The 22,467-nt window shown below is 72.4% G+C and carries 9 protein-coding genes and 13 pseudogenes; 13 read left to right on the top strand and 9 right to left on the bottom strand.

Going from position 1 to position 22,467, the window contains the following annotated elements:
• Positions 1–376: pseudogene (locus LNW71_RS35345) on the top strand (argininosuccinate synthase); the annotation flags it as partial.
• A gap of 243 nt (positions 377–619) precedes the next feature.
• Positions 620–1,191, top strand: a pseudogene (locus LNW71_RS35350) (rhodanese-like domain-containing protein).
• A 119-nt stretch (positions 1,192–1,310) separates the two neighbouring features.
• On the opposite strand, the pseudogene LNW71_RS35355 reads toward LNW71_RS35350, so the two are convergent.
• Positions 1,311–2,602: pseudogene (locus tag LNW71_RS35355) on the bottom strand (alpha/beta fold hydrolase).
• 105 nt (positions 2,603–2,707) lie between these two features.
• Between LNW71_RS35355 and LNW71_RS35360 the strand changes: the two are divergent.
• Positions 2,708–3,869: pseudogene (locus LNW71_RS35360) on the top strand (ABC transporter ATP-binding protein).
• Between the two features lie 32 nt (positions 3,870–3,901).
• Here the strand turns inward: LNW71_RS35360 and LNW71_RS35365 are convergent.
• On the bottom strand, positions 3,902–5,050 hold the full coding sequence (locus tag LNW71_RS35365) for a serine hydrolase domain-containing protein (protein ID WP_250972314.1): 1,149 nt from the start codon (positions 5,048–5,050) through the stop codon (positions 3,902–3,904).
• Between the two features lie 279 nt (positions 5,051–5,329).
• Here LNW71_RS35365 and LNW71_RS35370 point away from each other — a divergent pair, with 279 nt between their 5' ends.
• A complete protein-coding gene (locus LNW71_RS35370) occupies positions 5,330–6,487 on the top strand; it encodes a Gfo/Idh/MocA family protein (protein WP_250972315.1) in 1,158 nt (385 codons plus the stop codon).
• Positions 6,484–7,412, top strand: a pseudogene (locus LNW71_RS35375) (PmoA family protein). Before LNW71_RS35370 ends, LNW71_RS35375 begins: the two are co-directional and overlap by 4 nt.
• Before the next feature lie 15 nt (positions 7,413–7,427).
• Here the strand turns inward: LNW71_RS35375 and LNW71_RS35380 are convergent.
• The 3 genes and pseudogenes from LNW71_RS35380 to LNW71_RS35390 all read right to left on the bottom strand — a co-directional run bounded on the left by LNW71_RS35380 (position 7,428) and on the right by LNW71_RS35390 (position 9,728).
• Positions 7,428–8,381, bottom strand: coding sequence for an ABC transporter substrate-binding protein (locus LNW71_RS35380; protein WP_250972316.1), 954 nt, complete (start codon positions 8,379–8,381; stop codon positions 7,428–7,430).
• Positions 8,378–9,054 (bottom strand): annotated as a pseudogene (locus LNW71_RS35385) (ABC transporter permease). The gene LNW71_RS35380 and the pseudogene LNW71_RS35385 overlap by 4 nt, the downstream one beginning before the upstream one ends.
• Positions 9,051–9,728, bottom strand: coding sequence for an ABC transporter permease (locus tag LNW71_RS35390; protein WP_250972317.1), 678 nt, complete (start codon positions 9,726–9,728; stop codon positions 9,051–9,053). The pseudogene LNW71_RS35385 and the gene LNW71_RS35390 overlap by 4 nt, the downstream one beginning before the upstream one ends.
• A gap of 189 nt (positions 9,729–9,917) precedes the next feature.
• Here LNW71_RS35390 and LNW71_RS35395 point away from each other — a divergent pair.
• A pseudogene (locus LNW71_RS35395) lies at positions 9,918–11,162 on the top strand (RNA polymerase sigma factor).
• Between the two features lie 35 nt (positions 11,163–11,197).
• Here the strand turns inward: LNW71_RS35395 and LNW71_RS35400 are convergent.
• Entirely contained in the window at positions 11,198–11,899 is a 702-nt protein-coding gene (locus LNW71_RS35400) for an alpha/beta hydrolase (protein WP_250972318.1), read from the bottom strand.
• A gap of 142 nt (positions 11,900–12,041) precedes the next feature.
• Between LNW71_RS35400 and LNW71_RS35405 the strand changes: the two genes are divergently transcribed.
• The 6 genes and pseudogenes from LNW71_RS35405 (at position 12,042) to LNW71_RS35430 (ending at position 19,225) form a co-directional block, all read left to right on the top strand.
• Positions 12,042–12,434 (top strand): nuclear transport factor 2 family protein, encoded by a 393-nt coding sequence (locus LNW71_RS35405; RefSeq protein WP_250972319.1) that lies wholly within the window; start codon positions 12,042–12,044, stop codon positions 12,432–12,434.
• A gap of 141 nt (positions 12,435–12,575) precedes the next feature.
• Positions 12,576–14,703 (top strand): annotated as a pseudogene (locus LNW71_RS35410) (SpoIIE family protein phosphatase).
• A gap of 65 nt (positions 14,704–14,768) precedes the next feature.
• Entirely contained in the window at positions 14,769–15,464 is a 696-nt protein-coding gene (locus tag LNW71_RS35415) for an SUMF1/EgtB/PvdO family nonheme iron enzyme (protein ID WP_250972320.1), read from the top strand.
• Positions 15,465–15,600: 136 nt separating this feature from the next.
• Positions 15,601–16,889, top strand: a pseudogene (locus LNW71_RS35420) (phosphoribosyltransferase family protein).
• A 226-nt stretch (positions 16,890–17,115) separates the two neighbouring features.
• Positions 17,116–18,179 (top strand): annotated as a pseudogene (locus LNW71_RS35425) (tetratricopeptide repeat protein).
• Positions 18,176–19,225: a polyprenyl synthetase family protein gene (locus tag LNW71_RS35430; protein ID WP_250972321.1), complete on the top strand. Its 1,050-nt coding sequence runs from the start codon at positions 18,176–18,178 to the stop codon at positions 19,223–19,225. Before LNW71_RS35425 ends, LNW71_RS35430 begins: the two are co-directional and overlap by 4 nt.
• A 68-nt stretch (positions 19,226–19,293) precedes the next feature.
• Here the strand turns inward: LNW71_RS35430 and LNW71_RS35435 are convergent.
• Positions 19,294–19,722: pseudogene (locus LNW71_RS35435) on the bottom strand (DUF2000 family protein).
• Positions 19,723–19,846: 124 nt separating this feature from the next.
• Here LNW71_RS35435 and LNW71_RS35440 point away from each other — a divergent pair.
• Positions 19,847–20,664, top strand: a pseudogene (locus tag LNW71_RS35440) (AraC family transcriptional regulator).
• Positions 20,665–20,669: 5 nt separating this feature from the next.
• Here LNW71_RS35440 and LNW71_RS35445 read toward each other — a convergent pair.
• Positions 20,670–21,179: a DinB family protein gene (locus LNW71_RS35445; RefSeq protein ID WP_250972322.1), complete on the bottom strand. Its 510-nt coding sequence runs from the start codon at positions 21,177–21,179 to the stop codon at positions 20,670–20,672.
• 99 nt (positions 21,180–21,278) lie between these two features.
• Positions 21,279–22,467: pseudogene (locus LNW71_RS35450) on the bottom strand (discoidin domain-containing protein); the annotation flags it as partial.

Genomic DNA, 22,467 nt, shown 5'->3' on the forward strand with positions numbered 1-22,467 from the left:
AGGTGACGCTGCGGCTGCGGCGCGGCGAGGACTACTCGATCATGAACACCTCCGGGCCGGCATTCAGCTACCACCCGGACAAGCTGTCCATGGAGCGCACCGAGAACTCCGCGTTCGGTCCGGTGGACCGGATCGGCCAGCTCACCATGCGCAACCTCGACATCGCCGACTCCCGCGCCAAGCTGGAGCAGTACGCCGATCTCGGCATCGTCGGCAACACGCACGCGACGCTCATCGGTGCGCCCAGGCAGCCTCGACGGGGCTGATCGGCGCGATGCCGCAGGGCGGCGCCGAGGTCATCGCCTCCCGCGACAAGGCCGAGGGCGACGACGACCAGATGCTCGACCGCGCCGCCATGGAGTTCGGCACCGACTGACCGGGCCGTTCACCGGGTCCGCCCGCCGCGCCAGGACCGTACGGGGGTCCGGCCGGCGGGCCGGGTGCTTCGACGGGCCCCGCGCCCGCTCCGGACCGGGGGCACGCGTCGCCCCCGGCCGGTACGGGCGTCAGCCACCGGCGACGCGCGCCTCCTGCGGATGCTCGCCGGGTAGCCTGGCCGGTCCGGGGCAGGAGAGACCGAAACCCTGTCCCACCCGGTGAACGAAAGGAAACACTGCTCGTGACCAGCCCTGTGTCCCTCTCCCCCACCCAGGCCGCAGCCCGTCTCGCGGAGTTCACCGTCATCGACGTGCGCGCCCCTGGCGAGTACGCCTCGGGACATGTGCCCGGCGCTCTGAACATCCCGCTCGACCGCCTCTCCGAGGCGGTGCCCGCCCTGAAGTCCGCCTCGGCCGCGGCTCGCTGCTCGTGGTCTGCGCCTCCGGCGTCCGCTCCACGCGCGCCTGCGACATCCTCTCGGCGGCCGACATCGACGCCGCCACGCTGTCCGGCGGCACCTCCGCGTGGGAGGGCGAGGGCCGTGACCTGGCCCGCCCGAGCGGCGCCCGGGCCACGTGGCCGATGGAGCGTCAGGTGAGACTGGCTGCCGGTTCACTGGTGGTCGCGGGCCTGCTCGCGGGGGTCCGGTACCCGGCCGCACGCTGGCTGTCCGCCGGTATCGGTTCCGGTCTCGTCTTCTCCGCGGTCACCAACACCTGCGGCATGGCGGCGGCCCTGTCGAAGCTCCCCTACAACCGGGACCCGCGCTCGGCGGCCAACCTGGACGCCACGCTGGACGCCCTGCAGCGCTGACCGCGTCCGGCCGGCCCGGGCGCTGCCGCCCGTTCTTCCGGGTGGACCCGGCCGGCCGCGCCGGACAGCGGGAAGGAGCCGGTCGCACGCGTGCGACCGGCTCCTTCCCGTAACGGCTCTCAGATCTCGTCGCGGACCAGCGCGAGCAGCCGGTCCAGCACCCGCGGACCGCCCGCACGCAGCCCGTCGTGCTCGTACTCGTCGGTCACCCAGGTGCGCAGCCCACGGATCGAGGCGGCGGTCTCCAGCGCGTGGGCGGTGTCCACGTACATGTCGTCGTGGTAGACGGCGGCGGCCACCGGCACGTCGTTGGCGGCGAGGCGTCCGGTGTCGTACAGCGGCTCCCAGTCGCTGCGGTGGCGAGCAGCTCGGCCGTCTCGCGCAGCGGGCGCAGGGCCGGGTCCACGTCGAAGTGCCAGGATGGATGCTCTCACCGGTGAAGAGGACCGGGCCGTCCCCCTCCAGGGCGCTCACCGCGTCGAACTGCGGGAACTCGGCGCGCACCCGCTCGGCGGCCCACCCGGTGGGACGCCCGCCCTGACCGTAGATCGCCTCGTGCAGGAGCGCGTACAGCGGATGCCCGGCGAACGAGCCGGCCGTGCGCATGGCCTCCTGGAAGGTGTCGGAGAGCTCGGCGCCGTGCGGGGTGCGGACGAAGGCGTTCTCCAGCAGATAGTGGAGCTGGTGGCTGCCGGTGCCTGCGCCGAGCATGATGCCGAGCGCCTGGAACCCTCGGGCGTCAGCCGGTGTCCGGCACTCTCCGGCCGGTGCTCCGCGAGGTGAGCGGTGATCTCGCGGGCGCGCTCGACGTCCTGCGGGTAGCGGGCGTAGTGCGCGGCGACCTTCCGCTCGATCCGCGGGTACGCGGCCCGGTAGACGTCGTCCGCGTGGGCGTCGAGAGAGGGCAGGCCGCCGGTGATCAGGACGGCCGCCAGGCCCTCCGGCGCGGCCGCCAGGTAGCGGACGGCGCAGAAGCCGCCGAAGGACTGGCCGAGGACCGTCCAGGGCCCGCCCCGGTCAGCTGCGGACGGATCAGCTCACAGTCGCGCACGATGCTGTCGGACCGGAAGTGCACGAGGTAGTCGGCCTGCTCGCGCGGGCCGCCGCGCAGCGGCAGGGTCTGCCGGTTGGCCGGGGTGGACAAGCCGGTGCCGCGCTGGTCCAGGAGCAGTACCCGGAACTCCCGCACCGCCCGCCCCAGCCAGGCCTCCGCGCCGGTGAACCGCCGGGCGCCGAAGCCGGGCCCGCCCTCCAGGTACACGAGCCACGGCAGTTCCTCACCGGCCCTGGCAGCGGCCACCACCTCACGGCCGAAGATCTCGATCTGCTCACCGCCGGGATCGGAGTGATCGAGCGGCACGGTGAAGTGACGGTCGGTGAGGACGAGGCCAGGCTGGCGGTAGCTGTTCAAGGGGTGCTCCTGAATCCGATGTCTCACCGACAGTTCAGCACACCCCTTGACCCGGACAGTCCCGGCCCGTGTGCGGGACGCCCGGCCGCCTCCTAACGTGCAGTCATGATCCGGTTCGAGCAGGTCGGCAAGGTCTACCCGGACGGCACCAAGGCCGTCGACGAACTGTCCTTCGAGGTCGCCGAGGGAGAACTCGTCACACTGGTCGGCCCGTCCGGCTGCGGCAAGACCACCACGATGATGATGGTCAACCGGCTGATCGAGCCGACCTCGGGACGAATCCTGGTCGACGGCAAGGACATCTCGAAGGTCGACCCGGTGAAGCTGCGCCGCGGGATCGGTTACGTCATCCAGCAGGTCGGGCTCTTCCCGCACCGGACGGTCCTGGACAACACCGCCACGGTCCCGGCACTGATCGGCTGGAAGCGGTCGAAGGCGCGGGAGCGGGCGGCCGAGCTGCTGGATCTGGTCGGCCTCGATCCGGCGACGTACGGCTCCCGCTACCCCGCCCAGCTCTCCGGCGGCCAGCGCCAGCGGGTCGGTGTGGCACGGGCCCTGGCCGCCGACCCGCCGGTGCTGCTGATGGACGAGCCGTTCGGCGCGGTGGACCCGGTGGTGCGCGAGCGCCTCCAGAACGAGTTCCTGAGCCTGCAGGCCACGGTCAGGAAGACGGTGCTGATGGTCACCCATGACATCGAGGAAGCGGTGCGGATGGGCGACCGGATCGCGGTGTACGGGGAGGGGCGCATCGAGCAGTTCGACAGTCCCGGGGCCGTGCTCGGGTCCCCGGCGACCCCGTACGTGGCCCGGTTCGTCGGTGCCGACCGGGGGCTCAAGCGCCTGTCGGTCACCACGATCGAACCGGAGGACCTGGAGGAGCCGCCGGTGGCGCGGCTGGACGAGCCGGCCGGGTGGCGGCGGCCAGGCTCGGTGCTGCGGGGTCGCGATGGGCCGTGGTGCTGAACGGAACGGGCGAGCTGCACGGCTGGGTGTCGGCGGATGCGCTGCGGATCGCCGGGGAGCACGGGACGGTGGGCGAACTCGCCCGCCGGATGGACGCGTGGGTGCCGGTGGGCGCCCCGCTGAAGCAGGCGTTCAGCGAGATGCTCCAGCACGACGCCGGTGGGTGGCGGTGGTGGACGGGGCGCGTTTCCTCGGGGTGCTGACGCCGGCGAAGCTGCATGAGGCCCTGCGTCGTTCGGTGGACGCGGACGCGCAGGGCGTGGGACGTGACGAGGTGCAGTTCGACTCGGTGGCGGACGCCTGACCGGCTCGCGCGGTTGCGTCGAGGGATCGGGTTCAGCCGTCTGCGGCGTACCGCCAGAAGTCCCGCATCAGCACGGGCGGGGTGGGGCCGGCCAGCTCCACCTGGCTGAGCATGATCGCGACCGTTCCGGTGGCCGGGACGAGGTGTGCCGCGGTGCCGGTGCCGCCGACCCAGCCGTAGCGGCCCGGCACGTTCCAGGGGTCGAGCCTCTCCACGTCCACCGAGCCGCCGAAGCCCCAGCCCTGTCCCTCGGTGAACAGCCCGCTGGCGGCGCGCTGGGCGGATGTCAGATGGTCGGTCGTCATCTGCCGCACCGACTCGGGCGTCAGCAGGGCCCGGCTGCCGACAGCACCCTCGGCCAGCAGCATCCGGGCGAAGGCCGACCAGTCGTCGACGGTCGAGACCAGGCCGCCGGCGCCGGACGGGAAGTCCGGCACGCTGCTCCACTGGCCGTCCGCCGCGTCGACCTGTTCGAGCTTCCCCTCCGCATCGGCCCGGTAGTAGCCGGTGAAGCGGTCGAGCCGGTCGGCCGGAACCGCGAATCCGGTGTCGCTCATGCCGAGCGGCTCGAACAGCCGCTCCGCCATGAACTCCGGCAACGACCGGCCGGACACCCTGGCGATCAGCACGCCCAGGATGTCGGAGCAGGTGTTGTACAGCCACGCCTCCCCCGGCTGGTGCAGCAGGGGGATACGCGACAGCGCGGCCATCCACGCGTCCGGCGCAACGACGGCCTGCGGCTGCGGTGGGCCCTGCTTCAGTTCGCTGAACAGCGGCGCGACGGCGGGGAGCGAGAAGTCGGACGGGAACCCGTACCCGGCGCGGAAGGTGAGCAGGTCGAAGAGGGTGATCGGCCGGAGGGCCGGGACAAGGTCGTCGACCGGGCTTTCCGGGGTGCGCACGACCGACGGTGACGCCAGTTCGGGCAGCCATCGCGCGACGGGGTCCTCCAGCGCGATCCGGCCGTCCTCGATCAGCATCATGGCCGCCGCGGCGGTGAGCGGTTTGGTGATCGAGGCGATCCGGAAGATCGAGTCGCGGGCCATCGGCACACTGCCGCCGTCCTGGGCGGAGCCCACTGCCTGCACGTCCACCCGGGCGCCCCGGGCCACCAGGCCCACCGCTCCCGGCACCGATCCGTCACGGACGTGCGTCTCGAGTACTTCGCGCAGACTGCTCATCACTCCGCCTTCTCAGGTGTGGGGTCAACAGGATGACTCCGGCGGAGGCCCGAACTCATCGGACCGCGCCGGTGCCCCGCGCCGCATCCTGCGTCCGGGCGAGGCCGCCCGGCCCCTTCGACGGCCGATCCGAATCACTCCTCGGATCCGGTGCGCCGCCGCGCCCGAGAGCCGCTGCCCGCCGTCGCACGCGGTCCCGCTCTCTTGACCGCGCCCCGCGCAAAGCCTAGGTTTCCGCACGGAGAAAGCGCTTGCTACGCGGTGGGCGCCCCGCTCATCGTGGAGGTGTTTGTCACGCCCAGCAAGGCCCTTACCAGCACGCCGATCCGGGTTGCGATCGTCGGTACGGGCGCCATCGCCCGCGGCAGCCACCTGCCCGCGCTGCGCGCGCTGGCGGCCGAACAGCCCCTGGAGATCGTCGCGGCGGTCGATGTCGACGCCGCTTCCGCCGAGGCGTTCTGCGCCGACGCGGGCGCCGGTCGCCCGTACACCGATCTCGGCCTGATGCTCGCCGAGCAGCGGCCCGATCTGGTCACGCTCGGGACCCCGCCACGGTTCCATCGCGAGCAGACCGTCGCCGCGCTGCGGGCCGGTGCCTGGGTGTGGTGCGAGAAGCCGCCCTGCCCCTCGCTGGCGGACTTCGACGCGATCCAGGCGGCCGAAGACCCGCACAGCGGCGGCCCGTACGCCTCGATCGTGTTCCAGCACCGGTTCGGTTCCGGCTCGCACCATGTCCGTACCCTGCTGGCCGAACAGGCGATGGGCCGGCCGCTGGTGGCCCACTGCCAGACCACCTGGTACCGCGACCGGGCGTACTACTCCGTGCCCTGGCGGGGGCGTTGGAGCACGGAGGGCGGCGGCCCCGCGATGGGTCACGGGATCCACCAGATGGACCTGCTGCTCGATCTGCTGGGTCCGTGGTCGGAGATCCGCGCGATGGCCGGGCGGCTGGTGCACGACGTCGAGACGGAGGACGTCTCCACCGCGCTGGTCCGCTTCGAGAACGGCACGATGGCCACGATCGTCAACAGTGTGCTCAGCCCGGACGAGGTGAGCCGGATCCGCATCGACTGCGAGCGCGCCACGGTCGAGCTCACGCACCTGTACGGCCACCGCAACGCGGACTGGCGGATCACCCCCGCACCCGGCGTCTCCCCCGAACAGGCCGCGGTCTGGCGGGACTTCGGCCCCGATGTGCCCAGCTCCCACGAGGCGCAGCTGCGCGGCCTGCTCGCCGACCTTCGGGCCGGGCGCCGGCCGCGCAGCAGTGGCGCCGACGGCCGGACCAGTCTGGAGCTGGTCGCCGCGCTGTACAAGGCGGCCTTCACCGGGAACACCGTCCGGGCCGGCGAGATCGGCCCCGGCGATCCGTACTACAGCGCCCTGCACGGCAACGCCCCCGGCTGGGCGCCCGCGGCGGCGGAGGCGACCGCGTGAGCGGGCAGCTGGAACTGGTGCACCGGCACGGCGACCACATCGCCGTATCGGTGGCGGGCAGCGGAGTGGAACTCCTGCGGTACGTGTACCGGCCCGAGGCGCCCTGGGAGGCCCCGAAGCCGTACATCCACCCGCTGCGCACCCTGTCGGACCGGGTGGTGACCGACTACCGGCCCACGACCACCGCTGGCACAAGGGCCTGCAGCTGACCGCCTCGCATCTGTCGGGGCAGAACCTGTGGGGCGGCAACACCTATGTGCGGGGCGAGGGGTACCGGCCGTTGCCCGAGCGGGTGGGTTCCATGGCGCACCGCGGCTTCGACGAGGTCGCGGTGCGCGGCGGCGGGGTCACGGTCGCGGAGCGGCTGAGCTGGCACCCGTACAGCGGTGAGCCGTGGGCGGACGAACTGCGCAGGGTCCAGGTGCACGACGTCGATCCGGCGTCCGGCAGCTGGGTACTGACCTGGTCCTCCGCCGTTACCAACCGCCGGGACGAGCCCCTGCGGTTCGGCAGTCCGACCACGCAGGGCCGGCCCGACGCAGGTTACACGGGGCTGTTCTGGCGTGGCCCGCGCGCCTTCCGCGACGGCCGCATCCTCACCCCGCAGGGCGAGGGGCCAGGCGTGATGGGGCAGCAGGCGCCGTGGCTGGCGTACAGCGGGGAGCACGACGGAGCGGACGGGCATGCGACGCTCGTCTTCGTGCACGCCCCGGAGAACGACCACACGGGAGCGGGCGGCGCGCACCCCGCGCACTGGTTCGTCCGCAACGACCCGTTCGCCGCGGTGGCCCCGTCCTTCGCCTTCCACGACGAGCTCGTCCTGGAGCCGGGTGCCACCCTCGCCCGGCGCTACCGGGTGGTGGTCGCGGACGGTGAGTGGGACCGGGAGCGGATCGCGGCCCGGGTGGCGGAGCTGACCTGGTGACCCCGGGCCGCCGGGTCAGTTGCCGGGAATGAGCTTCTTGGACCGCAGGTAGGCGCGGGCGACGTCCTCGGGGAGCCGGCGCCAGCTGTCCACCTGCTCGTTCATCCGGGCCAGGTCAGCGGTGGTCAGCACGGTGTTCAGCCTGCCCAGCGCCGTACGCACGCCCTGGCTGCCGGCCCGGGACCGGTTGACGACGGGGACGAGGTAGTCGGCGTTCTGCAGGTGCTTGTCGTCCGCGAGGAGAACCAGTCCGAAGTCGTCCAGGGTGGCGTCGGTGGTGGTGGTCAGCACCATCTGGTCCTGACCGCTCTGCACGGCCTGCTTGGCCTGGGTGGTGCCGACGCCCTTGGGGTCGACGGCCGTGATGTCGATGCCGTACGTCTTCTTCAGCCCGGGTGCGCAGTAGGGGCGCTGCACACATTCGTCGCCCGCCGCCAGCCTGACCGGCAGTCCCGATTTCCCCAGGTCGCTCAGCGACTTCAGGTGGTGCTTCCTCGCGTAGGCGGCGGTGACGGCGAAGGCGTTCTGGTCGACGGCGCGACCGGCGTCCAGCACGGTGAGGCCACGCGGCGCGGCCAGTGTGCGCAGGGCCTTCATGGTGGTGGCGAGGTCCGGCGAGCCGACGGGCGCGGCGTCGGCGCCGTTCTTCTTGGCGTTCAGCCAGTCGGCGAAGGTGGCTGCGTACTCCGGTACGACGTCGATCTGGCCGCTCTCCAGCGCCGGTTCGTAGATCTCCCGGTTGGTGACGGAGATGATCTTCGTGGAGTATCCGGCCCGGTCGAGCAGCAGGGCGTACATCTGGGCGAGCAGGTCGCTCTCGGTGAATCCGGCGGAGCCGATCGTCAGCGACTTGCTGTCGCCGGGCGGGGCGGTGACCTCGCCCTGGTTCTCCAGTGTGGGACCGGGCGTGCAGGCGGTCACCGGCAGCGCGAGCAGCAGGGCCAGGGGAACCGCGTGACGGGCCCTCATCCGGTTTTCCCGTCGCGGACCCAGTCGGGCGCGAGTCGCTGCGCCACCTCGAACAGCCCCTCGACGACCAGCGCGAACGCGGCCACCAGTACCGCTCCGGCGACCACCTGGGCGGTGGAGGCGAGGTTGAAGCCGGCGGTGATGATCCGGCCCAGCCGCCGCCGCCCGCCAGTGCGGCGATGGTGGCGGTGGCGACGAGCTGCACGGCGGCGATCCGCACGCCCGTGAGGATGAGCGGCAGGGCGAGCGGCATCTCGACCTGGACGAGCATCTGCCGACCCGTCATGCCCATGCCCCGGGCTGCCCGCACGACGTCCTGATCGACCTCCCGCATGCCCACGTAGGCGTTGGTGAGCAGGGGCGGTACGGCGAACAGGACGAGGGCGACGATCGTCGGCCCTTCGCCGTACTGTCCGATCGGGGTGAGCAGCAGCAGCACCAGGACGGCGAAGGTGGGGACGGCCCGGCCGACGTTGGAGATGTTGACGGCCAGGGCGCCGCCCTTGCCGAGGTGTCCTAGTACCAGTGCCACGGGCAGCGCGACGAGGCAGCTGATCAGCAGACAGATGACGGTGAGGTAGAGGTGCTGGCCGAGCCGGGTCCAGATGCCGTCGTCGCCGTACCAGTGCGCGGACGTGGTGAGCCAGGACCACGCGGCGGAGAGTGTGTTCACGACCGCCTCCGCGTCCAGGGGGTCAGCAGGCGTTGCACGAGGAGGAGCAGCAGGTCGGCGGCGACGGCGATGACGACGCAGAGCACGGACGCGGTGAGCACCTGGGCCTTGAAGTAGGTGTTCATCCCGGAGTAGATGAGGTTGCCGAGTCCGCCGTACCCGACGATCGCGCCGATGGTGACCAGGGAGACCGCGGAGACGGTGGCGATGCGCAGGCCGGCCATGGCGGCGGGCAGGGCGAGTGGCAGTTCCACGGCGACGAGCAGCCTCACAGGGCCGTATCCCATGCCCCGGGCCGCCTGCCGGGTCTCCTGCGGCACGGCGCGCAGGCCGGCCAGGATGTTCCGTACGAGGAGAGTGAGGGAGTACAGGACGAGGCCCGCGACGACGAGCGCGGCGGACAGTCCGTACACCGGCAGCAGCAGCGAGAACATGGCGAGCGAGGGAACGGTGTAGAGGATGGTCGTCACCCCGAGCACCGGGCCGGCGGCCCAGCGCCAGCGGCGGGCGGCCAGGGCCAGCGGGAGTGCGAGTGCCAGGCCGATGAGCACCGCGATCACGGTCAGCTGGAGATGCTGCAGGACGGCGTCCCACAGAATGTGCCGCCGGCTGCTCAGGTAGGCGCCGCAGATCCATTCGTTGCGCGCGAGGCAGTCGTCGGGGGGCGCGGTCACCTCTCCATTGCAGCCCGGAACCGCTCGGGAGCGCGCGTCCTGATCGACTGTCCGGGGCAGGGCGGTCCATGCCGCGGAGATTTCGCGGGTTCCGTCCATCGGGTGGGTGCGCCAGACTGGCGCACATCGACGATCAAGGAGTTCCGATGCCGATGCCCGCACCGTGCACGGGCCAACCCGGGGCGCCCCGTGACCACCGGGCCGGCCGTGGAGGAGCTCCTGCGGACTCTGGCACCTCAGGTCCTCGGTGTGCTCGTGCGGCGCACGGGGACTTCGCCGCGAGCGAGGACGCCGTTCAGGAAGCGCTGATCGCCGCTGCCCTGCACTGGCCTGCCGAGGGGGTGCCCGAGCAGCCGCGCGGCTGGCTGCTGACGACGGCGAGCCGCCGGTACACCGACCTGGTGCGCAGTGAGCGGGCCCGGCACCGCCGTGAGGAGAAGGTCGCCCGTGAACCCGCGGCCGGGGACGCACCCGGGGCCGACGACTCGCTCATGCTGCTGTTCATGTGCTGCCATCCGGCACTCACCCCGTCCTCGGCCGTCGCGCTGACGCTGCGTGCGGTCGGCGGTCTGAGCACCGCCGAGATCGCGGGCGCCCACCTCGTCCCGGAGGCGACGATGGCGCAGCGCATCAGCCGGGCCAAACAGCGGGTCAGGGCGTCGGACCGCGGGTTCGGCCTGCCCGGGCCCGGCACGGAGGGCTGGGCTCCGCGGCTGCGCTCCGTGCTGCACGTGCTGTACCTGATGTTCAACGAGGGCCATACCGCCACCCGGGGCGCCGCGCTGCACCGGGCCGACCTGTCCGAGGAGGCTGTGCGGCTGGCCGGGGGTGCACCGGGCCCTTCCCGACGATGCCGAGGCGACCGCGCTCCTGGCGCTGATGCTGCTGACCGAGGCGCGTCGCCCGGCCCGGACCGACGCGGCCGGTGAGCTGGTGCCCCTGACGGAACAGGACCGCACGCTCTGGGACCGCCGTCTGATCGAGGAGGGCACCGGGCTGCTGGCGAGCACGTTCGGCAACGGCCCCCGGAGTGACGGCCCCGGGGAGTACCGGCTGCAGGCGGCCGTCGCGGCGCTCCATGGCGGCGCGGTGCGCGCCGAGGACACCGACTGGCCCCAGATCGCCGCCCTGTACGGGCTGCTCGAACAGCTGACGGGCAGTCCTGTGGTCACTCTCAACCGCGCGGTCGCGGTGGCGATGGCCGACGGCCCGGCCGCGGGCATCGCACTGCTCGACGCCCTCGATGCCGAGGGCGGGCTGCCCGCCGGACACCACCGCGGGCACGCCGTGCGGGCCCATCTGCTGGAGCTGGAGGGCGACATCCCGGCCGCGCTCGTCCACTACCGCGCCGCGGCGGCCCGCACCACCAGCCTCCCCGAGCAGCGCTACCTCACGGCTCGGGCCGCCCGGCTGCATCAGGGCGAACGGGGCTGACCGCCGCCCGGCTCGGGCCGCCCTGCACGGGCCGCTCAGGGCCGGCCGGCCACCCCGTTGAGGATCCGGACCAGCTCCTGCGGCCGGGAGTACATGGGCCAGTGCCCGGTGTCCATCGTGACCAGCTCCCATTGGTCGGACTTCAGCAACGCGGCCACGTCGTCGGCCGGTTCGGGTCCGTCCAGCAGGCATTTGACGTAGGTCGCCGGAAGGTCGCCGAGCGAGCCGCTCAGCACGGCGGGGTCGCTCAGCGAGGCGCCCGGGTGCGGCGTCGCCACGTCCACGATCCGTGCGATCTGCTCGTCCGAGAGTCCCTGGCCCTCGAAGTCGCCCGCGGTCAGCGGGGCCCAGGAGCCGCCGTTGGCAGCGATCTCGGCCTCCAGCGCCGCCGGGCCCTGCCACCACGTGGAGACGAACGACTCGCCGTCGGCCGGGACGCAGGCATCCACGAAGACGACACGGGCCAGTCGGCCGCCGATGCGCTCGGCGGCCTGACCGGCCGGAATACCCGCATAGCTGTGTCCGACCAGGACCACGTCGCGCAGATCGAGGCGCTCCACATCGTCGACGATGTCTGCCACATGCGTCTGCCGGCCGACCGGCAGCCCTTGCTTCTCGCCGACGCCGGTCAGCGTCACCGGGTGGGTGCCGTGGCCGGCCGCGCGCAGGCCCGCCACCACCTCGTCCCATGCGGATGCTCCCAGCCATGCTCCCGCCACCAACACGAATTCAGTCATGCGGGGAACCTAATCGAGGGGTCTGACAACGCCGTTGCACCCTCCCCATGCGCCGAGTGCGCGGGGAGGCATCTGGACACAGGAACACCGTCATGATTAGTCTTTTTCACGTCTATTCAAAAAGTTGACTATGGAGCGCCACATGCACCCCTTCCGCAAAGCCGTCGAGGCGCACGACCACGCGGCGATCGAGGCGACGCTGGCCGAGGACGTCGTCTTCACCAGTCCGGTGGCGTTCAAGCCCTACCCCGGCAAGCCCCTCACGGCTGCCATCCTGCGTGCGGTCTCGGAGGTGTTCACGGACTTCCGCTACGTACGGGAGATGGGGAGCGCCGACGGGCGCGACCACGCTCTCGTCTTCGTCGCGAAGGTGGGCGACCGGGAGATCAGTGGCTGCGACTTCCTGCACATGAACGAGGCGGGCGAGATCGACGACCTCACGGTGATGGTCCGGCCCCTTTCGGCGGCGCAGGCACTGGCCGCGGCCATGGGCGCACGTTTCGAGCAGATCAGCCGCGAGGCCTCCGCGGGCTGACCCGCGGCCGGGCGGCGCCTCGACGCGGGCGGCAGGGCCGGGTGCGACCGCCTACCCGCCCTGCCACGGCACGCCGGGGCGGAGCACCCGGCGGACTCACACCACGGTGTCGCCCGCAGGGTTGGGGCGTATCGTCCGATTATGGACAAAGCATGGTCCGCCCCGGGCTCCGGGACGGAGCTCCTGGATCCCGCTGTGGCCCGCGCCCTGCAGGAGACCGGTGCCTCCGCGGCCATGCTGTACCTGCTGCCCCCTGGCGAGTCCACCCTGCGGCTGAGCGTGCTGGCCGGGCTGCCGGCGCAGATCACCGCGCCGTGGTCGCGAGTCCCCCTGTCCGCGCCGATACCGGTGGCGGACGCGGTCAAGGACCGGCACCTGGTGTGGCTGGGCAGTCAGGAGGAGCTGGCCCGGCGCTATCCGCGCCCCGCGCTCGTACTGCCGTACCGCTTCGCGCTGGCCGCCGTGCCGCTGCTGACCGGCGCCACCGTCTGGGGCGGGCTGGTGCTCCTGTGGCCGGGCTCGCACCCGCCGCAGCTGACCCCGCAGGAACGCGGAGCGGTGCACGACGGCTGCCACGAGATCTCCCTGGTGCTGCACGAGGCCCATGAACGCGGCCGGCCGGTGGCCGCCGGAAGCCATCCGCGGGTGCTGCCGCCGCTCACGCTCACGCCGCCCGGACCCGCCGAGGCCTCCGCGGCGGCGGACTTCATCGCGCGCCTGCCGGGCGGCTGCTGCACGCTCGACCTGGACGGCCGGATCACCTATCTCACCGGCACCGGCGCCGAGCTGGTCGGCGCACAGGCCGCCGACCTGATGGGCACGCTGCCGTGGGAGTCACTCCCCTGGCTCGACGACCCGCTCTTCGAGGACCAGTACCGCGGCGCGGTGATCAGCCGTCAGCCCATGTCCTTCACCGCCCTGCGCCCGCCGGACAGGTGGCTGTCCTTCCACCTCTATCCGAGCACCACCGGCATCAGCGTGTACATCGCGCCCGGGGCCGACCGCTCCGTGCCGGCCACCCCCGAAAGCCCTCCTCCCGCGCCGCCGGCCACTCCGAGCCGCGCCACCGCGCTCTACCACCTGATGCACCTGGCCGCGACGCTCACCGAGGCCGTCGGGATCCAGGATGTCGTGGAGCTGATCTCCGACCAGCTCCTGCCCGCGTTCCGGATCCAGGCGCTCGTCGTGATGACCGCGACGGAAGGCCGGCTGCGGATCGACGGATACCGGGGCTACGACCCGAGCTGATGGAACGGTTCGACGGCGAGCCACTGGCCTCGCGCGCGCCCGCCGCGCACGTCCTGACCACCGGGGTGCCCAGTTTCTACCGCACCTTCGCGGAACTGCGGCGCGCCTATCCGCCCGCGGCGCTCCAGACAGGCATGGCGGCATGGGCTTTCCTGCCACTGATCGCCTCCGGGCGACCGGTCGGGACGCTGGTGCTCGCCTACGACCGGCCGCGCCCGTTCGAACCGGAGGAGCGCGCGCTCCTGACCTCGATCGCGGGGCTGATCGCCCAGGCCCTGGACCGGGCGCGCCTCTACGACGCCAAGGGCGAGCTCGCCCACAGCCTCCAGGCCCATCTGCTCCCCCACACCCTGCCCGGATCGACGGCCTGGACGTGGCCGCCCGCTACCTGCCCGCCACCCAAGGGGTGGGCGTCGGCGGCGACTTCTACGACCTGATCCGCCTCGACGCCACCACCGCGGCCGCGGCCATCGGTGACGTCCAGGGCCACGACGTGAAGGCCGCGGCCCTGATGGGGCAGGTCCGCACCGCGGTGCACGCGACCGCCGGCGCGCCGCCGGCCGAAGTGCTGGCGCGTACCAACCGGCTGCTCACCGACCTCGATCCCGGACTCTTCACCAGCTGCCTGTACGTCCATCTCGACCTGGCCGGGCAGCGCGCCCTGCTGGCCACGGCCGGCCACCCACCGCCGCTGCTGCACCACCCCGGCGGGCACACCGAGGTGCTCCGCCTGCCGCCGGGGCTGCTCCTCGGGATCGACCGGGAGGCCCGCTACCCGACGACCGAGATCCCCCTGCCACCGGGATCCGTGCTCGCCCTGTACACCGACGGCCTCGTCGAAGCGCCTGACACCGATCTCGACGAGGCGACCGCCGCCCTCGCCGAGCAGTTCACGCCGGCCGCGGGCCGGCCCATGGGCGCGCTCGCCGACACTCTCGTGCGCTATGCCGAACGGACCACCCCGGGCAGCGACGACATCGCCCTGCTGCTCATCAAGGCCCTTGAACGCGAGGGCTTTTGACCCAGCGACAGGCTTGGCCGTGCGGAAGAATCCCCCGACAACGGCGTTGGTAGGATCGGCGCTCCATGAACACAGGCACAGGCACGGACACAGACATCCCGATGGTCGGCGTCCCGGCGGGGCAGGTCACCCTGTCGGACCGGCGGACGCAGCGCAGTTGGGCGGTCGAGCTGGCGCCGTACCGGATCGCGGCGTCCGTGATCACGCAGGCCCAGTACGCGCAGGTCACCGGCGAGCGCCCGAGCACCGCGCAGGGCGACCGGCTGCCCGTCGAAGGCGTTTCCTGGCTGGACGCCGCCCGGTTCTGCAACGCCCTGTCCCGGCACGAGTCACTGGCACCCGCCTACCGCCTCCACTCCGGCACGGACGGCGTCGAGGGCGTCGAGTGGGACACGGCCGCCGACGGCTACCGGCTTCCTACCGAGGCCGAGTGGGAGTACGCGTGCCGCGCCGGGACGACGGGCGCCCGCTACGGGCAGCTCGACGAGATCGCCTGGCACCGTGGCAACTCTCAGGAACGCCCGCACGAGGTCGGCGGGAAGCAGCCCAACGCCTGGGGGCTGCACGACACGCTGGGCAACGTGTGGGAGTGGTGCTGGGACGTCTACGACGCCGAGGTCTACGGGAGCTACCGCGTACTGCGCGGTGGCGGCTGGTTCGACGAGCACTGGAGCTGCCGGGCCTCGGTGCGGCGTCGCAGCCATCCGACGTTCCGGATCGATGACACGGGCTTCCGGGTGGCACGCTCCGTCCTCGGCTGAGAAGACGGCCCGCCGGCCTGCGAAGGGGTGGCGCCCGGGGGCGGGCCCGAAGAACTTGCGGACCGGCGGTGCATGCGGTTGATTCGAAGAAAGTGCAGGTGACCACCTGCCCTCTCCCGGTCTGGGGTGATCCCCCGTGCTGTTCTCCGACCGCGCCGACGCGGGACAACGGCTCGCCGAGGCGCTTCGGCCCCTGGCGGGAAGCCGGCCCGTGGTGCTGGGCCTGCCCCGCGGCGGAGTCCCGGTGGCCTTCGCGGTCGCCCAGGAGCTCGGCGCCCCGCTCGATGTGATCGTGGTGCGCAAGCTCGGCGTCCCGCACCACCCGGAGCTGGGCTTCGGGGCCATCGGCGAGGGCGGCGTGCGGGTGATCAGCGAGGACATCGTGAGCCGCAGCAGGACGACGCCGCAGGAGCTCGCCTCGGTCCAGCGCGCCGAGGAGGCCGAGCTGCTGCGGCGGGCCCGGGCCTTCCGGGGAACCAGGCCGCGCATCCCCCTCGGCGGGCGCTGCGTGATCATCGTGGACGACGGCATCGCGACCGGTGCGACCGCCCTGGCCGCGTGCGAGGTGACACGCGCGCAGGGGGCGGCGCGTGTGGTGCTGGCCGTGCCGGTGGCGCCGCCGGACACCGCCGAGCGGCTGCGCGGCGGGGTGGACGAACTGGTGTGCCTGTCCACGCCGGTCCGGTTCTCCGCGGTGGGTGAGTGGTACCGGGACTTCGGCCAGACTCCGGACGAGGAGGTCGTCTCGCTGCTGGCACGGGCTGCGGACCGCGCCTCTCCCGCGGCCGTGGAGGTAGGTGTCGAGGCGGGCGGCGTGGTCCTGCCGGGTGAGTTCACCGCGGCCGGGGAGGCCGGGGCACTCGTGATGTTCGCCCACGGCTCCGGCAGCAGCCGGCACAGCCCGCGCAACAGGTCGGTGGCGGCGGCCCTGCACCGGGCGGCCTCGGCACGCTGCTCTTCGACCTGCTCACCCCGGCCGAGGAGGCGGACCGCGCCAACGTCTTCGACATCGGGACCCTGGCGGAGCGGCTGGTGGACGCCACCGGCTGGCTGCAGCGTCGCGAGCCCCTGCCCGTCGGAGTCTTCGGGGCGAGCACCGGAGCCGCGGCCGCACTGCGGGCAGCGGCGGCCGTCGGTGCGGAGCGGGGCACGGGAATCGGCGCAGTCGTCTCCCGCGGCGGCCGGCCCGACCTCGCGGGCCCCTGCCTCGGTGACGTCCGTTCGCCGACGCTGCTCGTCGTGGGCGGCCGCGACCCCCGGGTGCTGGAGCTCAACCAGCAGGCCCTGGCGGAACTGCGCTGCGAGAAGAGGCTCGACGTGGTCGCCGAGGCGACGCACCTCTTCGAGGAACCGGGCACCCTGGACGAGGTCGCCGAGCTGGCACGGGAGTGGTTCACCGAGCACCTGGCGGAGCGGTCCGACTGACCCGGCGCCGCCCACAGCTTCGTCTTCCGCGCGGATTGCCCGATGACGAAGCAACCCTGGACGCGCATCAGCCGTCTTGATCCACAGCAAGGCGGTACGCCGCACCCGACACGCCTGTCCGGCCCCCATGAGCGCACGGGTCAGAGCACCGAGCGACTATGCACCGAATGTATACATAGTGCGTATAGTCATCGTGGCCGACCGCGTACGCGCGCGAAAGGCTCCCATGCACAGCAAAGCGCTGGCGCCCGAGTACCAAGGCGCCCTCACCAAGATGTCCGTGAACGCCTCGCTCACGGACGTACTGGCCGAGGGGCAACGCCACTTGAGAGAGGCCGAACTCTCCGGCTCCCAGCAGGAAGTGGCGCGAACCGGCCTCGCGGTGGCCGAGGCGCACCGCAGGCTGGGCCACGTGCAGGACGCCGACCGGGCCTGGAAGGCCAGTTACCGGGCCGCGCGGTCGGCCGGTGACACCGGCGCCATGGCCTGGGCGCTGTGGAGCGGCGGGACGCTCGCCCGCCAGCGGGGCGCACTGCGGCTCGCCTTCCGCCTGCTGGGCCTGGCGGCCCGGCTGGGCAAGGAGGGCGGGGACGTGGTCGCCCGCGGCTACTCACTCGCCGGCCTCGCGGAGACCGGGCGCATACAGGGCGACTACCGCACCGTCGCGGCACTCCACGAGCAGCTGCTCGTGGAGGCCCGCGCCCGCGGTGAGGCGCGCCACACCGTCTGGGCCCTGGAGGCATCGCCCAGATCCACCGCAACACCGGCTCGTTCGACACCGCCTTCGCGATGTTCGAGGAAGCGGCGCAGCTGGCCGGTGACGCGGACGACCGCCGCGGCCGGGCCTGGGCGCTGCGCGGCATGGCCGACATCATCTCCGTGCGGGACGACGCACCGGAGCGCGCGCTCGAGCTGCTGTCCGAGGCCGAACTCACGTGCCGCGAGATGAAGTTGTCCAGCGCCCTCGCCTACAACCACAAGATGCGCGCCAATGTGCTCTACCGCGCCGGGCGGTACCAGGAGGCCCGCCAGGTCTACGAGGAGGCGCTGGGGGAATTCCGGGCGATGACGGAGCCCCGCGGCGAGGCGCTGGCCCGGCTCGGCCTGGTGAAGTCGCTGGCCCGCCTCGGCCGCGACCGGGTGGAAACCGCTGCGGATCTGGACGGCCTGCGCGTCACACTCGACCGGATCGGACTTCTCAACGCCCGCGACATGGTCGACAAGGCCTACGCGGAACTCGGGGTGTCGCCCGCCGGTGACCCAGTGGCAGGGGAAGGCGGCAGCCGATGACTCCCCCGGTGACCCAGCAGGCCTCGGCGCCGCAGATACTCGCCCGCTGCCGTGAGCTCGTCCGTCCGGCGCTCGGCCGGGCCGTGCGGCGGTTGCATCCGTGGCACGCCGAGATCGCCGCGTTCTCGCTCGGCTGGGACGGGCCGGACGGCCGGGCCGCCCCCGGTGCGCAGGGCAAGGGTGTCCGCCAGGCGCTGGCCGTGCTCGGGGCCGAAGCCGTCGGCGGGAAGGCGCAGAGCGCGGTCCGCGGCGCGGTCGCCGTCGAACTGATCCACACCTTCTCCCTGCTCCACGACGACATCATGGACGGCGACGAGACCCGCAGGCAGCGCGCCACCGCCTGGAAGGCCTACGGGACCGGACCCGCGGTCCTCGCCGGGGACGCGCTCTTCGCGCTGGCCGTGCAGACCCTGGCCGACGCCCCCGGCGCCCACTGCGCGCCGGCGGTCCGGCTGCTGGCCGGGACGCTCAACGATCTGGTGCGCGGCCAGGCCGACGACCTGCTCTTCGAGTCGCGGCCCTGGACCGGGCCGGATGCCGTGCAGCCGCACGAGTACCGGCTGATGGCCGAGCACAAGACGGGCGCGCTGCTCGGCTGCGCCGCCGGGCTCGGAGCCGTGCTCGGCGGGGCCGGACGGACCGAGACGGACGCCCTCACCGCGGCGGGGCGCCATCTCGGGATCGCGTTCCAGGCCGTGGACGACGTACTCGGCATCTGGGGTGACCCCGAGGTCACGGGCAAACCGGTGCACAGCGATCTGCGCCGGCGGAAGAAGACCTACCCCGTGCTGACCGCGCTCGCCGCCGGCGGCCCGGCGGCCCTGCAACTGGGCGCGCTGCTGCGGACCGGCGGGCGGCTCGACGACGGCGCCGCACGGCGGGCGGCGGGCCTGATCGAGCAGGCCGGCGGGCGCTCGGCCGCCGTGGCCGAGGCCCACCGGCACCTGGAGAGCGCCCGCGCCTGTCTGGAGAGCGTGGCACTGGCGCCGGACGCCATCGCGGAGTTCCTCGCGCTCCTGCCGTACTTCGTCGAACGCACCGTGTGACGCGTCCGCGGCCGGCCGGTCGGAGAGGCGTCCCGCCGCCGGCCGCCGCAGTTCTCCCGGCCCCTCACTCAGGGGTGCATGGAGGCACCTTGAGGATCTTGTCCACGGCGTTGCGGGGGCCGTGCACGGCGAGCCCGACCAGGTCCATCCCGTCCCGCCGGACCGCGCGGACGGCGGCCCGGTTGTCCGGTCGTTGCCCGTCGTGAAGAGGTCGGAGGTGAAGACCGCGAGGGCCACGCCCCGGCCGACCGCCCGGGTGTGGGCCGTCGTCAGCATCTCCTTCGAGCCTTCGAGGACCAGCACCGGCTGACGGAACATCGGCAGGTACGGGGTGTCGTCGGCATCGGCGTACGGTTCGCCGACCAGCTCGGGCACCACCGTGCCGAGGCCACTGACCAGGAAGGCCGTGACGTTCAGTCGCTGCCAGGTCTGGAGTCGTCCCGGAGCAGAACGGCGATCTTGGTGTCGAAGCGGACGGGGGCGTGATCATCTGTCATGGCCCCGAGCCTGCCGGGCCGCCCCCGGCCTGTCTTGTACGAACTTTGCATGGCTGTCCGCGGTGCGCCCCCGCACGTCACCCGGGCGCGCCGGTGCCCGGGTCACCCGGCGTACGATCGGTTCATGGCTGTTCGACCGGACATCACCGCGTGGTGCCCGCCCGTGGAGGGGATCGAAGAGGTCTTCCACGCCCACTTCATCGATCACTCCTACCCCATGCACACGCACGACGCCTGGACCCTGCTCATCGTGGACGAGGGCATGGTCCGCTACGACCTGGACCGTCACGAGCACGGAGCGCTCACCCGGGCGGTGACGCTCCTGCCTCCGCACGTCCCGCACAACGGCGGCGCCGCGACCGCCGAGGGCTTCCGCAAGCGCGTCCTGTACCTCAACATCGCGCAGGTCGATGAAGAACTGGTCGGCATGGCCGTCGACCGCCCCGTCGTCCACGATCCGGCACTGCGGCGCCGCATCGACCGGCTCCACGCGACGCTCGCCGATCCGGGCGAGGAGCTGGAGGCGGCGAGCCGCCTCGCCCTGGTCTCGGAGCGCCTCGAACAGCACCTGCGCAACCATCTCGAACCCGTCCGGCACCCGCACGACCGCAGGGTCGCCCACCGGCTGCGCGACCTCCTCGACGAACGGTTCGTGGCGGGGATCACGCTCCAGGAAGCGGCGCTGCTCCTGCATGCCCATCACACACACCTGGTGCGCAGCTTCAGCCGGGAGTTCGGGATGGCACCGCACCAGTACGTGACGGCCGCCGGGTGGACCTCGCGCGCCGGCTGCTCCTCCAGGGGCTGCCGGCGCCCGAGGTGGCGGCGTCCGCCGGTTTCTACGACCAGTCCCATCTGGCGCGCCATTTCAAGCGGGTCGTGGGCACCAGCCCGGGGCACTACGCGCGCACCCGCCGGACGCTGGGCGTACCGGCCGGCTGACGGCGCTACCGGCGTTCCAGCGAGCCTCTGATGAAGGCCGCCTGACCGGCGTGCTGGAGGTCGTCCGACAGGACGCTGATCAGCCGTACCCCCAGGGTCACCGGCGGCGACCAGGCCTCGTCCACGACCCGGTCCAGCGCCTTGCCGTCGAGGGCCTGGACGAAGCCGATGGTCTGCAGATGCACGGCGTCGAAGTACCCGAGCAGCAGCTCCGGCGAGCCCACCTGCACGGCCTCGACCTGCTTGCTGCTGTGCCCGTAGCCGGTGGCTCCCTTGGCGAAGGGCAGATCGAAGCGGGCGGCCCAGTCCTGGGCGAACCAGATCTGTTCGGTCCCGGCCGCGTCCGCGATGTGGTCGTCCTGGATGCGGGTCAGATGCCACACCAGCCAGGCGATCGAGTTCGCACCCTCGTCCAGGCGGACGTGCAGGTCGTCGGGGTCGAGTCCCTCGACGGCGGCGTACACCGTCTCCCGGATGCGAGTGAACCCATCCGCCAAAATGTCTGCGACGTTCATGTACTCACCATGGTCGTTCCCCTGCCCCGGCCACGACATCGACACACCTCGCGTCGTGCGGGGCCGGCGGGGTACTCCCCCGCCGGCCCCGCCGGACGGTCAGCTGTAGATGCCGAACTCCCAGAGCGAGTAGCCCCAAGCCGTGCCCCGCTGCGTGAGGTTGAGCTTCACGTAGCGGGCGGTCTGGGCGATGTCGAGATCGTCGGCATCGCCGATACCGCTGGTGGTGGTGTACACCGAACGCCAGTTGCTGCCGTCGTCCGAGACCAGTACCTCGTACGACTTGGCGTACGCCGGGTCCCACACCAGCTGGAGGTGGCGGAAGGACTTGCGTTCACCGAGGTCGACCTGGATCGACTGGGGGTCGCTCCAGTCGCTGGCCCACCGGGTGTCGGCCTTGCCGTCGAACGCCATCGCCGCGGTGCAGGGGCAGCCGGTGCTGCCGGCCTGCGCGGAGGAGGCGGTGGCCGGCCGGCCGAGGGCCACGTTCGTGCCGGAGACCGGCGGCACCACGACCTTCACCGACTTGGTCTCGATGCCGGCGTTGCCGTGTCCGTCCTCGGCCTGGATGTAGACCTTCCACACCCCGAGCCGCTCGGGCGCCCGCACCGCGAAGGTGCCGTTGCCGGTGGACCGCCAGGTGGCCTCGACCAGTGCCTTGTCACCGGTGGCGTAGTTGCCGCTCAGGTAGATCTTGTAGGTCAGCGCGTCGTTGTCCGGGTCGCGGATGTCGGCGCCGACGGTGAACTCACGGCCGGCCGGGGCGCCGCCCGCGTTCTGGACCTTCATGTTGCTGATGACGGGCGGGGTGTTGTCCCCGGCGGTGGATCCGGCGTACGCCTTCTTCAGCGCGTAGTACGAGAGCCGCTTCTTGCCGTCGGGCACCACGTTGAACCAGATGCCACCGAAGTCGTGCTCGGTCCCGTAGTGGAAGAACGTGGCACCCAGGGCCACCCCCTGGTGAGCGGTGATGCAGTTCCAGGCCTTGGTGTAGCCCTCGGCCTTCTGCACGTCGGTGGGCTCGTCCGGCACGCCGTTGGCGTCGTCGGGACCTCCCACTCGCCGGCCGGGCCGCCTTCGGTGATGATGTAGGGCTTGTTGTAACCACCGGCGTCCCAGGCACCCCGGACCCCGCAGATGTCGCCGTAGGAGTTGACCGAGTACAGGTCGAGGTCGGGGGCGTTGCGCTTGTAGTACGGCCAGGCGCCGGTCCACGCGTCGGTCGAGGTCACCGGGTGGTTCGGGTCGATGGTGTGGATCTTCTTCGCCACGTCGTTGACGAAGGTGG

The sequence above is a fragment of the Streptomyces sp. RKAG290 genome, from assembly GCF_023701695.1.
GTDB lineage: Bacteria > Actinomycetota > Actinomycetes > Streptomycetales > Streptomycetaceae > Streptomyces.

Coding starts and splice junctions, on each gene's coding strand:
- LNW71_RS35365 (WP_250972314.1), bottom strand. CDS start 5,050: ATGAGCAGTCTGCGCGAAGTACTCGAGACGCACGTCCGTGACGGATCG.
- LNW71_RS35380 (WP_250972316.1), bottom strand. CDS start 8,381: ATGAGGGCCCGTCACGCGGTTCCCCTGGCCCTGCTGCTCGCGCTGCCG.
- LNW71_RS35400 (WP_250972318.1), bottom strand. CDS start 11,899: ATGACTGAATTCGTGTTGGTGGCGGGAGCATGGCTGGGAGCATCCGCA.
- LNW71_RS35405 (WP_250972319.1), top strand. CDS start 12,042: ATGCACCCCTTCCGCAAAGCCGTCGAGGCGCACGACCACGCGGCGATC.
- LNW71_RS35415 (WP_250972320.1), top strand. CDS start 14,769: ATGAACACAGGCACAGGCACGGACACAGACATCCCGATGGTCGGCGTC.
- LNW71_RS35430 (WP_250972321.1), top strand. CDS start 18,176: ATGACTCCCCCGGTGACCCAGCAGGCCTCGGCGCCGCAGATACTCGCC.
- LNW71_RS35445 (WP_250972322.1), bottom strand. CDS start 21,179: ATGAACGTCGCAGACATTTTGGCGGATGGGTTCACTCGCATCCGGGAG.